Origin of the sequence: Streptomyces sp. NPDC093544, assembly GCF_040683495.1 — a bacterium.
Classification (GTDB): domain Bacteria; phylum Actinomycetota; class Actinomycetes; order Streptomycetales; family Streptomycetaceae; genus Streptomyces.
The window spans coordinates 121,432-142,319 of the sequence record NZ_JBFBEA010000009.1 but is presented as its reverse complement, the minus strand read 5'-3'; the positions used below and the strand labels follow the sequence as shown (position 1 = coordinate 142,319).

17 protein-coding genes are annotated in these 20,888 nt (G+C 69.0%); 4 read left to right on the top strand and 13 right to left on the bottom strand.

The features are described from left to right. Window positions 1–2: 2 nt before the first annotated feature. From AB0N66_RS15685 to AB0N66_RS15650, 8 genes are all read right to left on the bottom strand, one after another. On the bottom strand, window positions 3–899 hold the full coding sequence (locus AB0N66_RS15685; RefSeq protein WP_365434029.1) for a PfkB family carbohydrate kinase: 897 nt from the start codon (window positions 897–899) through the stop codon (window positions 3–5). Next, window positions 896–1,348 carry a secondary thiamine-phosphate synthase enzyme YjbQ gene (locus tag AB0N66_RS15680; protein ID WP_365434026.1) on the bottom strand — a complete coding sequence of 151 codons (453 nt, stop codon included), beginning with the start codon at window positions 1,346–1,348 and terminating at the stop codon, window positions 896–898. The genes AB0N66_RS15685 and AB0N66_RS15680 overlap by 4 nt, the downstream gene beginning before the upstream one ends. 50 nt (window positions 1,349–1,398) lie before the next feature. Then, window positions 1,399–3,489, bottom strand: coding sequence for an ADP-ribosylglycohydrolase family protein (locus AB0N66_RS15675; RefSeq protein WP_365434023.1), 2,091 nt, complete (start codon window positions 3,487–3,489; stop codon window positions 1,399–1,401). 1 nt (window position 3,490) lies between these two features. Next, on the bottom strand, window positions 3,491–4,315 hold the full coding sequence (locus AB0N66_RS15670; protein ID WP_365434020.1) for a carbohydrate ABC transporter permease: 825 nt from the start codon (window positions 4,313–4,315) through the stop codon (window positions 3,491–3,493). Next, a complete protein-coding gene (locus AB0N66_RS15665) occupies window positions 4,312–5,241 on the bottom strand; it encodes a sugar ABC transporter permease (RefSeq protein ID WP_365434017.1) in 930 nt (309 codons plus the stop codon). Before AB0N66_RS15665 ends, AB0N66_RS15670 begins: the two co-directional genes overlap by 4 nt. A 79-nt stretch (window positions 5,242–5,320) precedes the next feature. Next, window positions 5,321–6,679 carry an extracellular solute-binding protein gene (locus AB0N66_RS15660; RefSeq protein WP_365434014.1) on the bottom strand — a complete coding sequence of 453 codons (1,359 nt, stop codon included), beginning with the start codon at window positions 6,677–6,679 and terminating at the stop codon, window positions 5,321–5,323. Window positions 6,680–6,792: 113 nt separating this feature from the next. Next, window positions 6,793–7,716: a nucleoside phosphorylase gene (locus AB0N66_RS15655; protein WP_365434011.1), complete on the bottom strand. Its 924-nt coding sequence runs from the start codon at window positions 7,714–7,716 to the stop codon at window positions 6,793–6,795. A gap of 130 nt (window positions 7,717–7,846) precedes the next feature. Next, window positions 7,847–8,767, bottom strand: a complete 921-nt coding sequence (locus AB0N66_RS15650; protein ID WP_365434008.1) for a PfkB family carbohydrate kinase — start codon at window positions 8,765–8,767, stop codon at window positions 7,847–7,849. A gap of 158 nt (window positions 8,768–8,925) precedes the next feature. On the opposite strand from AB0N66_RS15650, the gene AB0N66_RS15645 reads away from it, so the two are divergent. Further along, window positions 8,926–9,885 (top strand): nucleoside hydrolase, encoded by a 960-nt coding sequence (locus AB0N66_RS15645; RefSeq protein ID WP_365434005.1) that lies wholly within the window; start codon window positions 8,926–8,928, stop codon window positions 9,883–9,885. Window positions 9,886–9,915: 30 nt separating this feature from the next. Here the strand turns inward: AB0N66_RS15645 and AB0N66_RS15640 are convergent, their stop codons facing one another. From AB0N66_RS15640 to AB0N66_RS15625, 4 genes are all read right to left on the bottom strand, one after another. After that, the gene (locus AB0N66_RS15640; RefSeq protein WP_365434002.1) at window positions 9,916–10,593 is read right to left on the bottom strand and encodes a response regulator transcription factor; all 678 of its coding nucleotides are present in this window, start codon (window positions 10,591–10,593) and stop codon (window positions 9,916–9,918) included. Further along, window positions 10,590–11,921: a histidine kinase gene (locus tag AB0N66_RS15635; RefSeq protein WP_365433999.1), complete on the bottom strand. Its 1,332-nt coding sequence runs from the start codon at window positions 11,919–11,921 to the stop codon at window positions 10,590–10,592. The genes AB0N66_RS15640 and AB0N66_RS15635 overlap by 4 nt, the downstream gene beginning before the upstream one ends. A gap of 146 nt (window positions 11,922–12,067) precedes the next feature. Continuing rightward, a complete protein-coding gene (locus AB0N66_RS15630) occupies window positions 12,068–12,892 on the bottom strand; it encodes an ABC transporter permease (RefSeq protein ID WP_365433996.1) in 825 nt (274 codons plus the stop codon). Then, on the bottom strand, window positions 12,889–13,824 hold the full coding sequence (locus AB0N66_RS15625; RefSeq protein WP_365433993.1) for an ATP-binding cassette domain-containing protein: 936 nt from the start codon (window positions 13,822–13,824) through the stop codon (window positions 12,889–12,891). Before AB0N66_RS15625 ends, AB0N66_RS15630 begins: the two co-directional genes overlap by 4 nt. 356 nt (window positions 13,825–14,180) lie before the next feature. Here AB0N66_RS15625 and AB0N66_RS15620 point away from each other — a divergent pair, with 356 nt between their 5' ends. After that, window positions 14,181–18,245, top strand: coding sequence for a discoidin domain-containing protein (locus AB0N66_RS15620; RefSeq protein WP_365433990.1), 4,065 nt, complete (start codon window positions 14,181–14,183; stop codon window positions 18,243–18,245). Between the two features lie 51 nt (window positions 18,246–18,296). Here the strand turns inward: AB0N66_RS15620 and AB0N66_RS15615 are convergent, their stop codons facing one another. Continuing rightward, complete coding sequence (locus AB0N66_RS15615) at window positions 18,297–19,310, bottom strand: LacI family DNA-binding transcriptional regulator (RefSeq protein ID WP_365433987.1); 1,014 nt, start codon at window positions 19,308–19,310, stop codon at window positions 18,297–18,299. 144 nt (window positions 19,311–19,454) lie between these two features. On the opposite strand from AB0N66_RS15615, the gene AB0N66_RS15610 reads away from it, so the two are divergent. Further along, window positions 19,455–20,357: an amidohydrolase gene (locus tag AB0N66_RS15610; RefSeq protein ID WP_365433984.1), complete on the top strand. Its 903-nt coding sequence runs from the start codon at window positions 19,455–19,457 to the stop codon at window positions 20,355–20,357. After that, window positions 20,354–20,854, top strand: coding sequence for a cysteine dioxygenase family protein (locus tag AB0N66_RS15605; RefSeq protein ID WP_365433981.1), 501 nt, complete (start codon window positions 20,354–20,356; stop codon window positions 20,852–20,854). The genes AB0N66_RS15610 and AB0N66_RS15605 overlap by 4 nt, the downstream gene beginning before the upstream one ends. The last annotated feature ends 34 nt before the right edge of the window (window positions 20,855–20,888 follow it).

The following is a 20,888-nucleotide window of genomic DNA, read 5'->3' as shown; positions in this document are numbered from 1 at the left end:
TTCTAGTGCTCCTTGCGGGTGGTGATGCCGGGGAAGGGTCGTGTGACGGGGGTCGCCGCTGCGAGGGTCTCGTGGCCCCAGCCGGCGAGGGCGGTGCGGGCGATGCTGGTGCCGAACAGGGCGGCGTCGACGGGGTCGGCGCCGGCGGCGAGGGCGGCCACGACGGCGCCCGCGCAGGCGTCACCTGCGCCGGTGGTCTCCACGACGGTGACCGCCTGGTCGCGTACGGACCAGACGCCGTCGGCGGTGACGACGTAACTGCCCTCGGCGTCGAGGCGGGCGATCACCGGCAGGCTCAGTTCGGCCGCCAGTGACCTGGCGGCGCGGCGTGGGTCGGAGTCCAGCAGGCTCAACTGGACGCGACTGGGCAGCAGTACGGTCATCGCGGAGACAACCCGACGCAGGTGGTCCAGTCCCTGTTCGGCGACCAGGGTCTGGTGCGGGTCGAGCCCGACCCGGGTCTTGGGGTCCGCCTCGGGCCGCTCGGTGGGGGACGAAGCGACCAGCCCGTCGAGGCCGTCCTGGAAACCGGCTGCCGGAGCTGGAAGCGAGTCCAGCGACCCCGGCCCGACCGGATCGGGTCCTTCGAGTTCAGTACGCGCTGTCGTGTCCTGAGTGACGATGCGCCGTCCGCGCGCGGAGTTCAGGATCCACAACCTCGGCACGGTCGACACCTGTCGGCAATGCCGCCGGTCGACGCCCAAGTCGTCGAAGAGCCGCGCGAACTCGGGGGCGTCCTCGGGCAGCGGACAGCTCACGCGGACATCGGTGCCGTAGACGAGCCGCGCGCCCAGTGCGGCGAACAGGGCGGGCCCGCCGGGGCACGAGAAGCGTGCCCCGGCAGGCTCGGTGACCAGATGGTCGACCGAGAGTCCCCCGTGGATGCCGACCAACGTCACTGCGAGAACCGGGAGAAGGCGTACTGGACGGTGCGGTCGCGCGGCCCGTCCAGCTCCAGGAGGTAGATGCCCTGGCTGTGTCCGATCCCCAACTGCCCCTCGACGACGGGCAGAGTCAGTGACTGGGCACCGAAGACGCACCGCACGTGCGCGGCCGCGTCCTGCGGTCCGTCGTGCAGGTGGACGAAGGGGCGACCCACGGGTATCTGCCCCTCGATGTACAGCCGGATGTCGTGCAACGTGGTGCCGTCGACACCGGAGTTGAGGATCAGCGTGCAGGTGGTGTGCGGGATGTAGACCGTGAGCGTCCCGTCGCCCAGCTGCGGCGGGACGGCGTCCCTGAGCCGCGGAGTGAGATCGGTGTAGCCGACGGGTGCGGCGTACCCGTCGGCGGGCTTGGTGTTCACGCTGAAGCGCTGCCACTTGCCGATCGTGGGGGGAGTGCTCATCGTTGTGCCTTTCGTTTTCGTTCCATGGGTCCTTCACCGCGCTGTACCGCTCAGGGCGCGGGAAGACGTGAGATGCGTACGCCGTCGGCCGCGACGGCGCCGCGCTCCACGATGAATCCGGTGCCGCCGCCGAGGGTGTCGGCGGTGGCGCCGGTGAGCTGGGTGCTGCCGTCGACGGACAGCTCGAGGTCCCTGCCTCGACAGCGCAGTTCGACCGCGTAGGGGCGGTCGCGTTCGTACGAGAACGGGGTCTCGGCCAGAATGCGGCGTTCGCCGTCGCGCTGGTGCAGCAGGCGCAGGCGGTCCCCACCACTGAAGACTCCGGCGTAGAAGCGGCGGTGGCCCCTGCTGCGGACCACCAGGCCTGCACTCTCGTGCAGGGAGAAGGCGAGCCGGCTGGCGACGGCGTAGTCGGTCCAGTCCCGGGTGCCGGTGGTGACAACGCCGAGGGTGTCCGGGTGGGACACGGAGTAGGTGACGGCGAAGTCGGCCTCGAAGTTCTTGGCCGAGCTCACCCAGGGCGCGAGTGCCTGGGGTTTGGTGTCCCAGATCGAGGAGAGCAGGACGCCGCTCTGCTCGAAGTGCTGCGGTGCGCCGCGCCAGTCGAGTTCGTGCAGGAACGCCTCGGTCCCGGTTCCGGTGAAGGCGAATCCGACCCGGAAGGGGACCCCGCCATCAGCGGGAGGGACCTGCCAGTTGACCGTACGAGGGGCAGGGCCCAGCAGGTGTGCCTCGCCGAGGAGGGTCCTGATCTGATCCCCGTCGGCGTACAGGCAATAGGGGCGGACGCTGGTGCCCTCGCGCGCGGCGGACAGGCGGGCGGTCAGCGTCTGGCCGGGGTAGAGCGTGGGGCTGGCGAGAGTGGAGAAGTTGCCGCTGGTCTCGGCGGGGTCGAGGAACGTGGGTGTGGACACGTGTCTTGTCACCGCCTCGGGGGAACCGCCGAGGTCGACGCGCAGACCGTTCCCTGTCCCGTGGACGTCGCCACCCGGGTGGTAGGGGCAGGCGGTGAAGCCCTGGACCGAGCCGCGGTAGGCGAAGGTGAACCGGGGCCGCGGCGGCAGGAGTTCACCTCCGGCGAGGGTGGTTGCGGAGGCCAGGATCCGGTCGGCCTCCCGGGTGGCGTCGCTGACGCACTCCCCTCCGTCGGAGGTGACGACAAGCAGCCGATCCGCCGCGGGAGTCCTCAGGTCGGGGCCCTCGCTCAGTGCGTCGAGACCGAGGCGTACGCCGTTGAGGCAGCCCACGGTCCCGGCGTTGCTGTCGGTGTCGAAGCCGACGGACGAGGCGATCATCACCGAGGCGGGGAAACTGTCGCCGGCGCCGAGCAGCGCGCCGAGTGACATCGCCAGGTTGGACAGCGCATGGCAGGGGCCGAGGTAGCGGGCGTACCCGTAGTGCCGGTCCACCCAGTCGCGGATGTCGCGCCAGTCTTGTCCGGCGGAGCAGTTGGCGCGGACGTCGTCCAGCAGGCGGCGTACCGCCGGAGAGCGTACGTACGCGGTGCCTGCGTCGAGGAGGCGGTCGAGGTCGGGCTCGTCGAAGGCCAGCGCGCGCATGGCGGCGAGCAGTCCGGCCGACTCCAGCGCGTCGCCGTCGTGGCTGACCGACGCGGCGGCCCTGGTCAGCGCGACGGCGCGGTCGGGGTCGCCGGGGAGCATCAGACCGAAGGCGTCGCTGAAGATCTGGGCGCCGATCTGCTCGGCGAGGGTGCGGCCGTTGACGGCGATGGATCCGCTGCGCGGGGCCGGTATGCCACGGCGCAGGTTGAGGTACGCGGTGTGCTCGGTGGACCGTCCCATGCCGCCCCACCACAGGATCGTGCGGTCCTCGATGACGTAGTTGAGCCAGGTGTCTCCGACATCGGACGCCTCGACCGTCCGGCCCGGGTTGTCGAGGACGACGCGGGCGAAGGCGAGGGTGCCGGAGATGTCGTCGTCGGCGACGATCAGCGGAACGCCCAGGTCGTCGTTGACGTACCGGCCGACCTCGCCGAACCGGTCGGCGATGTCCTCGTAGGCCCAGCCCTCGACTGGGCGGCCGAGATAGACACCGATGATCTTGCCGAGGACTCCGGCGTACACCTGCTCGGCGTACCGCTGATGCTCAACACGCTTCTGTCGTACGGGATATGTCGTCATGTCAGCCCTTGACCGCGCCGCCGGCCATGCCGTCCACGACGTAACGCTGCAGGGCGATGAAGACGCCGAGGACGGGGAGGATGAGGATCAGGGCACCCGCCATCATGGCCCCGAGCTGGGTGGAGAAGGTGCCGTTCATCGACAGGAAGCCGAGGGTGACGGTCTGGTCGGAGGGGTCGTGCAGGAAGGTCGAGGAGATGAGGAAGTCGTTCCAGGCGTTCAGGCCGACGATGATCCCCACGGTGATCAGACCGGGCCGTACGACGGGCAACAGGACGCGGTGGATCAACTGGAAGACGTTGACGCCGTCGACCAGTGCCGCCTCTTCGAGTTCCTTGGGGACGTTGAGGAAGAAGGTGCGCATCAGGAAGGTCGCGAACGGCATGTTGATCGCCGCGAGGATCACGCCGACGGCGAAAACGTTGTCGAGCAGCCCCAGGGCGGCGACACCGGCGTACAGCGGAAAGATGAACAGCTGGATCGGCACCGTCATGGCCATGGTCAGGTAGACCATGATGGCGGGCCACATGCGGATCTTCTGTCCGGCCAGGACGTAACCGGCCAGGGACGAACAGAGCAGTACGACGACGACCGTGGTCCCGGTGAGCAGGACGCTGTTGATGAATCCGGTGCCGAACGCGCCGTACTGCCAGGCGGTTTCGAAGTTGGACAGGGTGAACGACTTCGGGAGCGCGAAGGGGCTGCCGGTGACGCCCGCGTTGGTCTTGAAGCTGTTGAGCAGGACCAACAGGAGCGGGAAGAGGGCCGTGGCGGCGAACACCAGGAGCACGGTGTGAGCCAGGACGCCCTTGAGTCGGTTCCTCATGACGACAGTTGCCTCCGGCTCATCCAGGTGTAGACACACGAGGCGATCAGTCCGAAGAAGCTCATGATGAGCCCGACGGCGGCCGCCTTGCCGAACTCGAACGCCGAGAACGCGAAGGCGTATGCGTAGGTGCCGAGCACCTCGCTGCCGTGTGCGGGGCCGCCCTGCGTGAGCAGGTAGACGTAGTCGAAGGCGAGGAAGGAGAAGATGACCGTCATCACGCCCATGAGCAGCAACGTGGGGCGGATGCTGGGGAGATAGACATGCCGGAAGACCTGCCAGGAGCCCGCGCCGTCGACGATGGCCGCCTCCACCTGCTCGACCGGTGTCTGCCGCATGGCGCCGAAGTAGACGACGGTGAGGAAGCCCCAGTAGTGCCACATGTCGACCGCCGCGGCAGCGTAGATCGCCCCGTGCAGGCTCGACAGCGGTGACTCGATGTGCAGGACACCGGTGACTCCGCCGTTGGGGTTGTAGATGATGCTCAGCCACACCATCGCGTTGACCACCGGCGCCAGGACGTACGGCATGAGGTAGACGACCTGGTAGAAGGTGCGCGTGCGGCGTCTGCGGAGCAGGAGCCACGCGGTCAGCAGGCCGAAGACCGCGGGGAGGGTGAGGAAGAGGGCGAGCCATTTGATGTTGTTGCTCAGCGCGGTCGTGAAGACGGGGTCGGAGAAGATGTCGGTGAAGTTGCGCAGGCCGACGTAGTTCGCGTGGAAGCCGACGCCGGTCCAGTCCGTGAAGGCTGCCATCGCGGTCAGCACGCCGGGTACGACGACGACCAGGACCGACAGGAGCAGAGCCGGTGCGACCAGCAGGTGGTTGACCAGCGACCGGCGGCGTTGGTAGGAGCGGCGGGCCCGGTGGTCCGGTGCGGGGGCCTGGCCTTCCCGGTGGGGCGCCAGAGTTGCCGTAGCTGTCATGCTCGCATTCCTCCGAGCGTCGGATGCCGCGCCGTGGGCCCGCGGCATCCGACGGTTCTGAGTCGGTGGGGACGGACCGTTACCCGGCGGGTTCGGGCACCGGTGGCACCAGACCCTTGGCCTTCTCGTCGTCGAAGGTCGACTGAACCTTCTTCAGGAAATCGGTCGTACTCTCCGTGCCGAGCCAGACCCCGTCGATGTCGGTGAAGGCGGTGGCGGTGGCCGGCGGGAAGAAGGTGCCCGCGAAGAAGCCGTAGTCGCCCGTGTTGACCATGTCGACCGTGTCCTTGACCGACTGGACGAACTCCTTCGACAGACCGGTGTACGAGTCGGGGTCGAGGTCCCAGTTCTTCAGCGGGACGCCCCAGTACCCGGGCCAGGTCTTGTTCATCTCCTGCGCGAACTTGTCGCTCATCATGTAGTCGATCACCTCGGCCGCCCCGTCCTTGTTCGAGGAGTGGGCGTTGATGGACAGCGAGGCCGTGGTGCCGAGGGTCCCGCTGGGCGAGGGCAGGCCTGCGGTGACGTTCGGGAAGGGGGCGAAGCCGAGGTCCGAGGTGTTCCCGGCGGCGTCGTTGAAGTAGTCGCTGGCGAACTGGAAGGCCAGCGTGGGGCCGAAGAAGAAGGGTGACTTGCCCTGAGCCAGCAGCTGCATGGACTCCGTGAAGTTCAGATTCGCGTAGTCCTTACCGCCGAGGTAGCCCTTCTTGTAGAAGTCGGCGGAGTCGTCGACCGCCTTGACGATCTTCGGGTCGGTCCATTTGATCTTGCCCTGCAGCGCGTCGTAGACGGCCTTGCCGCCCGCCACATGGGTCAGGAACATCGAGATGTAGTTCTGGTTGACCGGCTTCCAGCCCTTGTTCCCGGTGACCGAGGGGTACATGCCCGCCTTGGCGGCCTTGTCCATGTCCGCGGTCAGCTCTGCGAAGGTGGTCGGGACCCCGACGCCCAGTTGATCCAGGACCTTCTTGTTGTAGAAGATGCCCAGGTTCTCCAGCGAGTTGGGCAGCGAGTAGAGCTTGCCGTTCACGGTTCCCGAGTCGTACATCGGCGTCAGGATCCGGTCCTTCCACCCGTACTTCTCCGCGTACGGGGTCATGTCGGCCAGCTTGCCCTGGACCGCGTAGGCCGCGGCGAACGACGGCCCTGATCCGTAGACGATGTCGGGGCCCTTGTTGGCGGAGAGCGCCACTTGGACGTTCTTGTCCACGGCGTTGTTGAAGGTGACTTCGAGGTTGTACTTGCTCTGCGACTTGTCGAACCCGTCGACGAGCACCGACTTCATGGTCTTCTGCTGCTCCGGCGACGCGCCCCAGAACCAAAGCTGGAGGGTCTGACGACCTCCGGCGGCTGAGGAACCGCCGCCGGAACACGCGGAGAGCACGACGGCCATCGCCGCCAGGCCCGCGCCGAGCACCCGGATTCCTGATCTGCTCATGTACCAAGCTCCTTCGCTACCGCACGCCGGCCCTTCCGGGTCCGCCAGGAGCACCACTAACCTCGTTGTTATTGGTACTGATCTCAGTACCATAGGACCACTGTTGTGTGGTGTCAACGAGTTTCGGACACGGCTTCGAAGGACGCCGGCACCCAGGGGCCACCGCCCGAAGCCGCCTTGGCCGCGTCGAGACGGGCGAGCTGGACCACTCCGCGCAACGCGACGTCGACGGCCGCCACATGACCGGCTCCGGCGACGAAAGGCCTGTTGGCGATGACATTGTCGGCGACGGAGCAGACCGAGCCGCCCCGCTTGCCGAACAGCCCGGCGAGCGTCACCACGGCGGCGGACTCCCGGTCCCCGTTGAGCACGCCCGCCCGGGCCCAGGTTTCGAGGATGTCGAGATGCCATGGCTGGAAATAGCCACCCACGCCAGGGCGGCCCACCCCGCAGAAATCGGAGTCACTCGACCTGGTGATGCCCTGATGGAAGGAGCAGCCGAGTTCGACGGCGGCCCGCGACATCGCCAGGACCACTTCATGGTGGGCGACCGCCGGATAGGACGCCGGAATGTAGGCGCGGGTCATCCCCTCGTCCCGCACGACCCCGGTGGTGACGACCACGTCTCCGGGCAACGCCCGGGGGTGGATGCCACCGGAGCCGCCGACCCGTACGAAGGTGTCCGCCTCGGTGAACTCCAGCAGCTCATGCATGATCAGCTCGGCCTCGGGGGAGCCGCTCCCGCCCGAGACGACGGTCACGGGCACGCCCTCGCAGCGCCCCGAGTAGGTCGTGAACATCCCCGAGTCGCCGATCCGCTCGGGCTCGTCGAGCCGCCGCGCGATCTGCTCGGCCGGATCCTCGTCGTACGCGCAGAGCGGATCGCGCACGGTCACCAGGACATAGCGGGCCACCCGGCTCGGATCGATCCCGGACAGCGCCGGCTTGCCGTCCCGGAGCAGCCCACGGCGGGGCAGGTGGCCGGCGAGGCCGTAGTCGTCGTAGATCCGGGCGGGGTTCCAACCCGGTCCCGGCATGTCGCTCGGGCCTGCGTCAGCGCCTGCCCCTGCTCCAGCGGCGACGCCCGCTTCAGCGTCTGTACCTGTTCCAGCGGCGACGCCCGCTTCAGCGTCTGTACCTGTTCCAGCGGCCATGTCTGCTCCTTCGTCACGTGGTGGTCGCGGACACCGTCACTTCGCGGACGGCGCGCCGGGTCTCGTCGCGCTCTCGGGGACCGACGGCCGGAGCGCCGTACTGCGCGATGGTGCGCGAGGCGGCGGCCGCGGCGGCCCGCGCCGAGGCGGGGATGTCGCCGGTCGAGGCGTAGGCGGCAAGGAAGGCTCCCGAGTAGGCGTTGCCGCCGCCGGTCGGGTCGACCACCGGGCCGGGCGCCGCCGCCACGTGCCAGGTCCTGCGTCCGTGCCGGACCAGCGACCCGGCGGCGCCGCACCGCAGGATCACCACGAGGCCGTTCCCAGGCAGTCGGGTCAACGCGTCGAGTGGGTCCGGCCGGCCGGTCAGGGCCGCGGCCTCGGCGGCGTTGAGCGACAGTACGTCGACGATCGCGGCCAGCTCAGCCACCCGGGCACGGCCGGCCGGGGTGCAGGCGTCGGCGGCGATCTCCCAGAGGACCGGGCCGCGCCACTGCGGCCGCAGCGCGGCGACCTCGTTCCAGTACCGCTCGTCGGTGCCGTGGAAGAGATAGGCGCCCGCCAACCGGTCCTGCCCGACCGGCCACCGGCTGGGGAAGGGGGTGTGCGCGGCGAAGTGGGCGTCCCCGAGCACGGACTCCTCCACGCGCTCCCCGTCGTCCCGATAGCGCACGCGGGTGACCGGGCTGCGCTCGCCGACCTCGAAGAGTCCCACAGGGTCGATCTCGCGCCTGCGGAACCACGCGCTCAGCCGCTGTCGATCCGACGCGCCGACGCCCGACACGATGGCCGTGCTCCAGGGCGCGGACACCAGGCTCGCCCCGACGGCCGCGTACGCTCCGGCTCCGCCGACCTCACGGGCCGACAGCGTGCCGTCAGCCGTGTAGACCTCGTCGGTCACCGCATGGGAGAACACCGCAACGAGCCGCTGGGACACTCTCGTTCCTCCGAGTTCCTGTGCGTTACCCCGAGTTTCGACATCCCCCATTGAATCTGCTTGTTGTTATACCTACCATACCTTTCAGTGTCCCGGCTCTCGGCGGAGTACTCCCCCGGACGCCCGGAGCCGGGACGCCGAATGCGAGAAAGGCACGTGTGAAAAACCTTCTGATCGACACCGACCCGGGCATGGACGACGCCCTCGCGATCATCCTCGCGCTGAAGTCGCACGAGCTGCGAACCCTCGCTGTCACCGCTGCGACGGGCAACCTGACCTCGGACAAGACCGCGGCGAACGCGCTGCGCGTCCTCGACCTGCTCGGCCGCGATGACATCCCGGTCGGCCAGGGGCCCCTGCTGCCACTGGACGGCGACTACCCGGTCGACCCCTTCTCGCACGGCAGCGACGGCCTCGCCGAATCCCGCTTCCCCACGTCGGCGCGCACCGTCGACCCGCGGTCGGCCCCGCAGCTGATCGTGGACACCGTCAACGCCCACGCCGGTGACATCAGCATCGCGGCACTCGCGCCGCTGACCAACATCGCCCTCGCCCTGGAGATCGACCCCCTGCTGCCCGAGAAGGTGAGCGAACTCGTCATCATCGGCGGCTCCTACGGACTCACCCCCTACGCCTGGTCCCAGGCCACCGGCGACAACGCGGTCAGCGAATGGAACATATTCGTCGACCCCGAAGCAGCCCACCGGGTCTTCCGGGCCGGGTTCGATCTCGTGGCCGTCGGACTCGACATCGCCACCCATCCCCGCATCAACTTCCGCGACAGCGACCTCGACCGGCTGCGCCGCGCGCGGACCCCGGAAGCCGCCCTCGCCGCCCGGGTGGTGGACTACGTCAAGGGGCGCGGCTACCAGTCGTACTGCTCCCTCATCGACAGCGTGGCCGTCGCCGCTCTCATCGACCCCACGCTCATCGAGTGTGTCGAGGTCCGCTGCGACGTGGAACGACGCGGGGAACTGACCCGTGGCATGACAGTCGTCGAGCGACGTGCGCACCACGGACGGGAGGACCTGCCCGTCATCCGGACCGTTTCCGAACTCGACTTCGACCGCTTCCTCGACCTGGTGACCACTGTGCTCAGCGACGATCAAGTCGCCTGACCAGGAAGCCACAAGGTTCAAGCTGCCGTGTCATCGGGGTCGGTCGTTCCCCACGATGCCTGCCTCGTAGGCGATGATGACGGCGTGGACACGGTCGCGAGCGCCGATCTTCGCGAGGACCTTGCCGACATGGGTCTTGATGGTGGAGGCCGACAACACCAACAGCTCCGCGATCTCGGTGTTGGTCAGCCCACGGGCCATGGCCAGCAGGACTTCCCGCTCACGTCCGGTGAGAGCGGCCAGCCGGGAATCGGCTTCCGCGCCACCGGCGTCGGCCGGTTCCGGTGACTTCTTCACGAAGGCGTCCAGCAGCCGTCGGGTCAGAGCCGGGGCCGCGACCGCGTCTCCGGCGGCGACCGCACGGATGCCGGCCAGCAGTTCGTCCGGCAGCGCGTCCTTGAGCAGGAAGCCGCTCGCCCCCGCGCGCAGCGCGCCATAGGCGTACTCGTCCAGATCGAATGTGGTGAGCACCAGCACCCGCGAGCGGCTCCCGGAAGCCACGATGCGGCGGGTGGCCTCGATGCCGTCCACACCGGGCATACGGATGTCCATGAGAACCACGTCCGGGCGCAGCGAGGCTGTCTGCCGGACGGCCTCGGCACCGTGTCCGGCCTCCCCGACCACGCTGGTGTCGGGATGGGCATCGAGCAGCATGCGAAAGCCGAGGCGTTGCAACGGCTGGTCGTCGACGATGAGCACCGTGGTCATGGCCGGTTCTCTCCAACGGCTGGGGGCGGGAGCAGGGGGAGGACGGCGTGCACGACCCAGCCACCACTGTCCGTCGGCCCGGCCTCGGCGCTGCCCCCCGCGAGGGCCGCGCGTTCGGAAATGCCGACGAGACCCTGCCCCATTTGACCTGTGTGACCTGTGTGACCTGTGGGTTCGGGCTTCGGTGAACCTTGGGGCGGTCCGCTGTCACGGACGCTCACGTCGACCGCTCGGTCGGTGACACGCAGTACGACCTGGACGGAGGTCTCAGGTCCTGCGTGCTTGAGGCTGTTGGTCAGCGCTTCCTGGACGATGCGGTAGACCGCTAGTTGTACGCCCGGGGTCATGGCGTCGTGCCGGCCCGCGGTGCGGTAGGAGATCCGTGGGCCGGCGGCCTGGGTACGCTCCAGCAGGCCGCCGAGGTCGGCGGTTCCCGGCTGTGGACTCAGGGCAACGGTGTCTTCCTGTTGATCGGGGCGTTCACGCAGGGCGCCGAGGGTGCGGCGCAGTTCACTCAGCGCCTGCCGGCCCGTGCCTGCGATGATCCGCAGGATCTGGGCGCTGCGGTCGGCATCCGGGGCGGCCGCAGCGCCGTCGGCGAGACCGATGATGACGGCGAGGTTGTGGCCGACGATGTCGTGCATCTCCCGGGAGACCCGGGTGCGCTCGGCGAAGACGGCGAGCTGCTCACGCTGCGCGCGTTCCACTTCCAGCTGTGTCGCCCGGTCGGCCAGCGCGCTGAGCTGGGCCTCGCGCACCCGGACGACCAACGCCACAGCGATCGCGGCAGTGGCCGAGGAGCACAGGAAGAAGAGGATGGTCAGGGACTGCTGATCGAACGGCTGGAAGCAGAAAGCGGCCACGGTGAGTGCCACCACCGTGCCGAGCGCCGCCCACGGAAGTCTCTTGATCCAGTCGTAGCGGGCCATCGAGTACAGGGCGATCATGAGGCTGCCGACGCCGCTGCGGAACTCGCCACCCTGGGACCACTGGAGCAGGCAGCTGAGCAGCACTGCCGCCAGGACGACGGACGGGGCCCGGCGCCGCCAGATCAGGGGAAGCGTTTGCCCGGCCATCGAAACCAGGAGCAGCACGGAGATGTCCGGACGGGCGTCCGGGTCATGCCTGCCATCGGGTACGAGCAGATCGACCAGGCTGTTCGCGAGCACCAGCAGGGCAAGGAGCGAGTCCAGCAGCACCGGGTGCTTACGGCCCAGCCTGCGCACCGCACTGGCCAGGCCAACGACCCGGCGCACCAGCCGGTTGCTCCACAGCACGTCCAGTTCCGGCGGGAACAGCTCGCCCCGCGGGAGGTTGCCGGATCGCACGGCGCTTCCACCTTCCCCTTCGGGTCCGCTCCACCCTGGTCGCAAGCCCCCGCGATCACTGTAGAGCGATCGCGGGGGCATGGACCGTCTACGCCTTTGCGCCCGTCGCGCGTCAGAGCGATTCAGCCGCCAGGCGACACCGCCCGTCACACGTCGGAGCGCTTCAACCGCCAGGCGGCACCGGCGACAGCCAGGGCGACCCAGCCGACGAGGACCGCCAGACCCGCTCCTGGGCTGAGGGTATTGCTCGCCTGATGGAGGGCGAACATCGAGCCTCCGGCGTTGCTGGGCAGGTAGGGGCTGATGTCGTCCTGCAGTGAGGTGGACAGCAGTCCGCTGAAGACCGGCAGCAGCATGAGGACGACGACCAGCAGTCCGATGCCACCGGCGACCGAGCGGAGCAGCGCACCCAGCGCCACACCCAGGACGCCCGCGAGCGCGAGGTACGCCCCGGCCCCGAGGAGACTGCGCACCACGCCCGAGTCCGAGATACCGAGCTCGATGTCGGAGCCGCTCAGCACACCTTGCGTCGCGAAGAAGGACACGAACACGGCGACCGTGGTGATAAGGAAGGCGATGCCGCCAAAAGCGACGATCTTGGACCACAATACGGGCAGGCGGGTCGGGACGGCCGCGAGGGTGGAGCGGATCATGCCGGTCGAGTACTCCCCGGCCATGACCAGGACGCCGAGCACGCCGAGGGCGAGTTGAGCGAAGTTGATCCCGCCGAGCGCGACGGCGATCCCGTCCTGCACATCCGACCCCGGCCCCCGGCCGTTGCCGCCCGACGAGTAGGCGGAGGCGAAGATCAGCCCGAACCCGACAAGGATCACCAGCGACAGGCCCAGAGTGATCCAAGTAGAGCGCAGCGACCAGAGCTTGGCCCATTCCGAGCGCAGCACGTGCACGCCGGTGACCCTGTACTCGGGACGGGTCCGGGCGGCGGTGGGTTCGGCGGTCAGGGTGCTCATACGGTGCTCCCGACGGGGGTGCTGGAAGTGGTCCCGTGATACTCGACGGCGTCACCGGTCATGGCCATGAACGCCTCTTCCAGGGAGACGGCCCGCGGGGTGAGCTCGTAGAGGGGAATGGAGTGCTCGAAGGCCGTCGCGCCGATCTGACGTGCGTCCAGGCCCGTGACGTGAAGCTCCTCGGAGCCCGTGGCACCGGTGATCTCCACGTCCGGTCCGAGCAATACCTCCCGCAGCCGGGCCGGATCCCCCGTCAGGACCTTCACGCTGTGGCCTCCGGCCTCCTGGATGAACCGTTCGACCGTGGTGTCGGCAAGGAGCCTGCCGCGCCCGACGACGACCAGGTTGGTGGCGGTCAACGCCATCTCACTCATCAGGTGCGAGGAGACGAAGACGGTACGTCCCTCCTCGGCGAGTCCGGTGAGAAGGCGACGGATCCACAACACGCCCTCCGGGTCGAGTCCGTTGACCGGCTCGTCCAGCATCACGGTCTGCGGATCACCGAGCAGTGCGGCGGCGATGCCCAGGCGCTGGCCCATACCCAGGGAGAACGCTCCCGCGCGCTTGCCGGCGACCTGGGTGAGACCGGTCATCTCGATGACTTCCTGCACCCGGCGGCGTGGGATGCCGTGGGTGAGTGCGAGGGCGTTCAGGTGGTTGAAGGCGGAGCGGCCGGGGTGGATCGACTTGGCTTCCAGCAGCGTACCCACCTCCTGCAGCGGCGCTCGATGCTCCTTGTAGCGGCGGCCGTTGACCGTCACCGAGCCACTGGTGGGCGCGTCCAGGCCGACGATCACACGCATCGTGGTGGACTTGCCGGCGCCGTTGGGGCCGAGGAATCCCGTGACCACACCCGGCTTCACGGTGAAGTCGAGTCCGTCGACGGCAATCTTCTCGCCGTACCTCTTGACCAGCCGGTTTATCTCGATCATGTTCCGTCCCTGCGTGAGCGTGGCGAGGCCGGTCCGTGCGCGGTGCCGCCGGGGGCCATGCTCCAACGATAGGAACGGGGAGGGTCGAAAACCCGGTACCGCGGGCTGGTTCCGGAGCGCGGACGGTACCGGGGTACCGCGCTCCTGTGATCCTCAAGGATGACTCCAATCCGGTCTTCCCCATCACCGAAGCCGCGGGGCGAGGGGCGGGACCTGAACTCGCCTCCTGTGGACGGACTGTGCGAGAAACCTTGACAAGGGATCGGAGCGGACGGAGTCTTTGGCAACGTTGTCATCACATCGGGCACAGAGGTCACTTGCTCCCCTCCGGGACCGTCAGGAATGGACCACCGCACATGTCGACTGAGCCGCCCCGTCCCTCCCGCCGCGCGGTCCTGGCCACCGGTTCAACTCTGCTCGCAGGCTTCGGCCTTGGAGTCACGCTCCCTCAAAACGGCTACGCGGCGACGCCTTTGAGGCCCACCGGAGCCCGGGGTGAACTCGCCGCCTATCGCCCGATCTCCGTGTCGTCCACCGACTACGCGCCCACGCCCGGCGAGTTCGTCGTGGACAAGCTCAACTCCGTGGGCGTGAAGGGCACCGGCTGGCGTGCCGCCGACGGTGACCCGCAGTGGATCTCGGTGGACCTGCAGGCGGACTGCGCGGTCGACTCCGTACGCCTCACCTTCGAGGCGACAGCCGACGACCCGGTCTTCGTACCCTCCACCGGCGGCAATCCCCGCGACCGCACGACCGGTCAGGAGATCCTCTCCAGTTGCGCGGTGGAGTTCGTCGTCGAGACCTCGCGGGACCACCACGCGTGGACCACGATCCACCGGACCACGTCCGGCAAGGGCGGAGTCGTGGAGATCACGCCGGCCAGGCCGGTCACCGCTCGCTGGGTGCGGATGACCGTGACCAAGCGCTCCAACGCCAACCCGCTGGGGCTCAACGGCTTCGAGGTCTACGGCTCGGAGCAGGGACACCGCCCGCAGGCGACCGGCTGGACCGACTGGGGCACCCACGACCACCGGGCTCCCGCGCTCAAGGCGGCCGCCGACGGCACGGTCCCGCTGGAGTCCGGTTGGACGCTCACCATGGACGACTGGGCCGGCGGGGAGGGCGCGGAGCTGTCCCGGCCGGACGTGGACACGAGCCGCTGGCTGCCCGCGACCGTCCCGGGGACGGTACTGGCCTCGCTGGTGGACCAAGGTCATCTCCCGGATCCGGTGGCGGGCTTCAACAACCTGCACATTCCGGAGGCCCTGTCACGGCACTCGTGGTGGTACCGGCGAGGCTTCGAGCTGCCGCGCGGCCTGCGCACCGGCTCAGGACGGCACATCTGGCTGGAGTTCGACGGCATCAACCACACCGCGGAGGTCTGGCTCAACGGACAGAAGGTGGGCGGTCTGACGTATCCCTTCGCCCGGTCCACCCACGACGTGACGAAGGTGCTCGGCGGGAACGGCGAACAGGCCCTGGCCGTCAGGATCACCCCCATGCCGTTCCCCGGCAGCCCGGGTGACAAGGGCCCGGCCGGACTCGCCTTCGTGGACGCAGGCGCCACCATGATGAACCAGAACTCACCGACGTACCTTGCTGCTTCGGGCTGGGACTGGATGCCGGCGGTGCGCGACCGGGTCTCCGGCATCTGGAACCACGTACGGCTGCGCTCGACCGGCCACGCGGTCATCGGCGACCCACACGTGGACACAAAACTCCCCGACCTGCCGGACACCTCCAGCGCGGAGGTGACGATCGTGGTCCCGGTGCGCAACGTGGACTCCGCGAGCAGACGGGTCACCGTCACGGCCGCCTTCGACGACGTACGGGTGTCTCAGACGGTGACGGTGGCCGGCGGCGAGAGCGTCGACGTGACCTTCGCGCCCTCCACGTACGCCTCGTTGCGGCTGCCCGATCCCAAGTTGTGGTGGCCCAACGGCTATGGCAGCCCCGACCTGCACGATCTGACGCTCACCGCCTCGGTCGACGGCCAGGAGAGCGACCGGCGCACCACGCGGTTCGGGATACGGCAGTTCGGCTATGAGTACGCGGTGCCGCTGCCGTTCAGCGGGAGCAGCAACCGCTACACCCAGCCGGTGCCTCTCGGGGCGCGAGAAGCGCGGTACGTGCGGATCAAGTGCCTGACTCGGGCCACGAGTTGGGGCTTCTCGCTGTGGGCCCTCTCGGTGTTCGACAGCACCTCGGCCGGTACCGACCTGGCCCTGCACAAGCCGGCCACCGCCGCCACCGAGGACTCAGGCAACGCGGCATCCAACGCGACCGACGGCGACCCGCGCTCCCGCTGGTCCTCGGCCTTCGAGGACGACCAGTGGATCCAGGTGGACCTCGGATCCGTCGTCGCCTTCGACCGGGTCGACCTGGCCTGGGAGCAGGCGTACGCCAAAACGTTCGTCGTACAGGTCTCGACCGACGGCTCGGCGTGGACCGACGCGGGGTCGGTGGACAACGGCGCGGTTCCCCTGCCGTTCAACAGCGGCGCCGCGAGCCTGCAGACGGTGGACTTCACCGCCCGCACCTCACGGTACGTACGGATCAACTGCGGTGCCCGAGCAACCAGTTGGGGCAACTCGTTGTGGACCCTTTCGGTGGTCGACAGTGCTTCCCCCGGTAACGACCTGGCTCTGCACAGGACAGCCACCGCCTCCACGGAGGACTCCGGCAACACCGCGTCCAACGCGACCGACGGCGATCCGGGCTCCCGTTGGGCCTCGGAGTACCAGGACGACCAGTGGATCCGGGTGGACCTGGGCTCGGCCGTCTCCTTCGACCGGGTCGTCATCGTGTGGGAGCAGGCGTACCCGAAGACGTATGTGATCCAGGTGTCCGACGACGGTGACACATGGACGGACGTCAAGTCCGTGGACAACACCCCGGACCCGCTGAAGATCAGCGTGAACGGTGTCCGGGTCTTCTGCCGCGGGGGCAACTGGGGCTGGGACGAGCTGCTGCGCCGGATGCCGGCGGCCCGGATGGACGCGGCCGTGCGCATGCACCGGGACATGAACTTCACGATGATCCGCAACTGGGTCGCGTCCAGCAACCGGGAGGAGTTCTTCGCCAGTTGCGACGAGCACGGCCTGCTGGTGTGGAACGACTTCCCCAACGCCTGGGCAATGGATCCGCCGGACCACACGGCCTACAACGACCTGGCGCGGGACACCGTACGGCGCTATCGGATCCATCCCAGCGTCGTCGTCTGGTGCGGTGCCAACGAGGGCAACCCGCCCGAGGCCATCGACACCGGCATGCGCGAGGCGGTCAGGGCCGAGGCGCCCGACATCCTCTACCAGAACAACTCGGCAGGCAGCATCGTCACCGGGGGCGGCCCCTACGGCTGGGTGGAGCCCGACCGCTACTTCTCCCCCGCCACCTACGGGAGCGGCAACTTCGGCTTCCACACCGAGATCGGCATGCCTGTGGTGTCCACCGCCGAGAGCGTGCGCAACCTCGTCGGCGACGAGCCTGAATGGCCGATCGGCGGCGCGTGGCTCTACCACGACTGGAGCACCCGGGGTAACCAGGCCCCGCAGAACTACCAAGCGGCCATCGAGGCCCGACTCGACACCGCCAAGGGGCTCGACGACTTCGCGCGCAAGGCGCAGTTCGTCAACTACGAGAACGCCCGCGCCATGTTCGAGGCGTGGAACCAGCACCTGTGGAAGGACGCCAGCGGCCTCATGCTGTGGATGTCCCACCCGGCCTGGCACAGCACGGTGTGGCAGACGTACGACTACGACTTCGACGTCAACGGCATGTACTACGGCTCCCGCACGGCATGTGAACCCGTCCACGTCCAGGCCGACCCCGTGAACTGGCAGGTCATCGCGGTCAATCACACCCCGCGCGCGCTCAACGACGTGACGGTCACGGCGCGCGCCTACGACCTGGGCGGGCGGCAGCTCGGCTCGACACGGCGCGCCACAGTGGATGTCGCCTCGTCCGCGACGGCCGAGGCGTTCACCGCCGCGTTCGCGAGCTCCCTGCCGGACTTCCACCTTCTGCGCCTCGGCCTTGAGGACGGCCGAGGTCGGCTCCTGTCGCAGAACACCTACTGGCGCTACCGCCAGGCGTCCGACATGCAGGCGCTCAACAAGGCCAAGGCGGTGAAGGTGTCCGCCGACATCGGACAGGTGACGCGCGTGGGATCACGGCGCGCGGCGAAAGCCAGGATCCACAACCGCGGCTCGGCCGTCGCGGCGATGGTGAGGCTGTCGCTGCTGGACAGCAGGACCGGCGCTCGCGCGCTGCCGACGCTGTACAGCGACAACTACGTGTGGCTGCTGCCCGACGAGTCGCGGGAGATCACCCTCTCCTGGCCCGCCGACACGCTCCCCTCGGGCCGGCCCGCGCTGCGGGTCGAGGGGTACAACGTGCCGCGGACGGAGGCCCGTTCATAGTCCGGCCGCGACCTTGGGACAGCGGGGCAAGCGGGGCCCGAAGGCGCAGGCTCAGGGCCCCTGCACCCGTACCGCCGACCCTCGCTCACTCATCCGCGGCGCGCAGAGAATCCGCTTCTTCCGGACTCGCTTCCCCTCGATCGCCGCGACGATCAGCCGGGCCGCCTCGTCGGCGATCCCGGCCAGTCCCCAGTCCACCGTGGTCAGTGGTGGGGTGAGAACCCGCGACACCGGGTGATCGTCGAAGCCGACCACGGAGACGTCCCGGCCGACTTCGAGTGAGGCCTCGGCCGCCGCCGCGTACACGCCGTACGCCAGGGAGTCGGAGAAGCAGAAGACCGCCGTCGCGGGCCGCGGGCCCTCCAGGAGGCGCCGCGCGACCGCCGTCGCCTCGCCCAACTCCTGCGGACAGGGCACCAGTTCGGCAAGCAGCCCGAGCCGCTCGGCGGCTTCGCGCGCATACACGTCGGCGGGCCGGTCCGGCGTGCTCGGCCGGGTCGGGGTCAGAACGGTCACCCGCCGGTGGCCGAGATCGTGCAGATACTCCAGTACGGCGTCGATGCCGGCCCGGTTGTCGAAGATGACCTCTCCGGCCGTACGGGCCGCGCTGAGCGAGTCCCCGACGGCCACCACCGGCAGCGCCTCGGCGATCGCCGCCCATCCCTCGGCCGCTGGGTTCACCGGCGACACCAGCAGCGCGTCGACGCGCTGGTCGCGCAGTTGCTTGGCGAGCACCAGCTCGCGGTCGGGATCGCCGCCTGCGTCCAGAATCAGCGCGTAGCGGTCGCCGGCGAGGAGTTCCCGGCCGATTGCCGCCATCAGCTGTTGCTGCCACAGGTCCTGGAGGTCGCCCGCGATGACGCCGACCATGCTGGTGCGGCCGCTGGCCAGCGCGCGGGCGATGGGGTCGGCCTCGTAGCCGAGCTCGGCGGCAACCTTGCGCACCCGCTCCTCTGTCTCCTTCGAGACGTGCTTGCCGCGCAGGGCATAGGAGACGGCTGCGGTGGAGAGACCCGTGGCCTCGGCCACCTCCCGGAGGGTGGTGCGCTTATTGGGCCTGGCCATACCGGAAGCCTACCGGGACCCGTCAGTCCTGCGGCGCACCCTTGACACATCACCTTGTTAAGCGCTTAAGTTAAGCGCATAAGTGAAGCGGTTAACCTCCTGCTCGAACCGACTCTCCACGGTGACTCTCCCAAGGACTGCCGCGTGCCCACCGATGTCCACCAGCACTTCTGGCCGCCCGAGTTCATCGAGGTGCTGCGCGCCCGTACCGCGCCGCCTCACCTCGACGGCTGGATCCTGCACCTGGCAGGTGAACCGCCCTACAAGGTCGACCCGGCCGACCACGACATCGCGGCGCGCACCGCACTCGCTCGGACCGACGGCCTCGACCTGGCCCTGGTCTCACTGTCGAGCCCGCTCGGCATCGAATACCTGCCGCCCACCGAGGCCACGCAACTGCTCACCGCGTTCCACGACGGCGCACTGGCCCTGCCTGACCCTTTCGGCGTCTGCGCCTCGCCCTGCCTGTCATCGCCGATCCCCGGGGCGGTCGAAGCAGTCGAACAGGAGCTCCGCCGTGGCTGCCGAGGCCTCCAACTCCCCGCCACCGCCCTGCTGAACGCGTCCGGCTGGGACCGCTGCGCACCCCTCCTCGACGTCCTCACCCATCACGACAAGCCGCTCTTCATCCATCCGGGCGCCACCCCGCCCACCCCCGACGTCCCGTCCTGGTGGCCTGCCCTGGTCCCCTACGTCGAGCAGATGCACGCGTCCTGGTTCGCCTTCCGCGCCTTCGGCCGCGCCCGGCACCCGCGCTTGCGTGTCTGCTTCGCCGCTCTCGCGGGCCTGGCCCCGCTGCATGGCGAGCGACTCGCGGCCCGCGGCGGCGGGCGCGGCGAGATCGATTTCGACGCCTTCTACGACACCTCGTCCTACGGAACACGCGCCGTGGACGCGCTTGTCCGGGCCGTCGGCATCGACGTGATCGTCAGCGGCAGCGACCGCCCCTACGCGCGCCTCACCATCCCCGACCTCGGCGCGGACGCCGCCGTCCACGCCCTACGCACCATCAACCCCGCCCGGTTGCTGAAGGGAGCCACCCCATGACGTATCAGGCCCTGCCGGACCGCACCCTCGACAAGCGCGAACTTCAGTCACTCGTCGACGAACTCGCCGACCGTCCCGACCTCTGGCGCGAACAGGTCGCGTTCTCGGACAAGGAGCGGCACTACGCGTCGTTGTATCGCGACGAGTACGTCGACGTCTGGCTGCTGTGCTGGACCCGGCAGAACGACACCGGCTGGCACGACCACGACATCTCCTCCGGAGCGGTCGCCGTCGTCCAGGGTGCGCTGAACGAGTCCAACCCACGTATAGGGGGCAGCCATCTGTCCGTCACGGTCGGCGCGGGCGACTCCTTCTGCTTCGGGCCCGAGCACATCCACCGCCTCACCGGCGCCACCGACGACGCGGTCTCCGTCCACGCGTACTCGCCACCGCTGTGGCGCCTTGGCCAGTACGACATCACCGACGACGGCCTGATGCGCCGTATCTCCGTCTCGTACGCGGACGAACTGCGGCCCCTGGACACCCCGGCGGCCTGATGTGCCGAGAGCAAGCCCGGTGGACCCGCTTGCT

Bases quoted from the DNA above. Each gene is read 5' to 3' on its own strand.
- AB0N66_RS15680 (WP_365434026.1), bottom strand. From the start codon at position 1,348: ATGAGCACTCCCCCCACGATCGGCAAGTGGCAGCGCTTCAGCGTGAAC.
- AB0N66_RS15675 (WP_365434023.1), bottom strand. From the start codon at position 3,489: ATGACGACATATCCCGTACGACAGAAGCGTGTTGAGCATCAGCGGTAC.
- AB0N66_RS15670 (WP_365434020.1), bottom strand. From the start codon at position 4,315: ATGAGGAACCGACTCAAGGGCGTCCTGGCTCACACCGTGCTCCTGGTG.
- AB0N66_RS15665 (WP_365434017.1), bottom strand. From the start codon at position 5,241: ATGACAGCTACGGCAACTCTGGCGCCCCACCGGGAAGGCCAGGCCCCC.
- AB0N66_RS15660 (WP_365434014.1), bottom strand. From the start codon at position 6,679: ATGAGCAGATCAGGAATCCGGGTGCTCGGCGCGGGCCTGGCGGCGATG.
- AB0N66_RS15655 (WP_365434011.1), bottom strand. From the start codon at position 7,716: ATGCCGGGACCGGGTTGGAACCCCGCCCGGATCTACGACGACTACGGC.
- AB0N66_RS15640 (WP_365434002.1), bottom strand. From the start codon at position 10,593: ATGACCACGGTGCTCATCGTCGACGACCAGCCGTTGCAACGCCTCGGC.
- AB0N66_RS15630 (WP_365433996.1), bottom strand. From the start codon at position 12,892: ATGAGCACCCTGACCGCCGAACCCACCGCCGCCCGGACCCGTCCCGAG.
- AB0N66_RS15625 (WP_365433993.1), bottom strand. From the start codon at position 13,824: ATGATCGAGATAAACCGGCTGGTCAAGAGGTACGGCGAGAAGATTGCC.
- AB0N66_RS15620 (WP_365433990.1), top strand. From the start codon at position 14,181: ATGTCGACTGAGCCGCCCCGTCCCTCCCGCCGCGCGGTCCTGGCCACC.
- AB0N66_RS15615 (WP_365433987.1), bottom strand. From the start codon at position 19,310: ATGGCCAGGCCCAATAAGCGCACCACCCTCCGGGAGGTGGCCGAGGCC.
- AB0N66_RS15605 (WP_365433981.1), top strand. From the start codon at position 20,354: ATGACGTATCAGGCCCTGCCGGACCGCACCCTCGACAAGCGCGAACTT.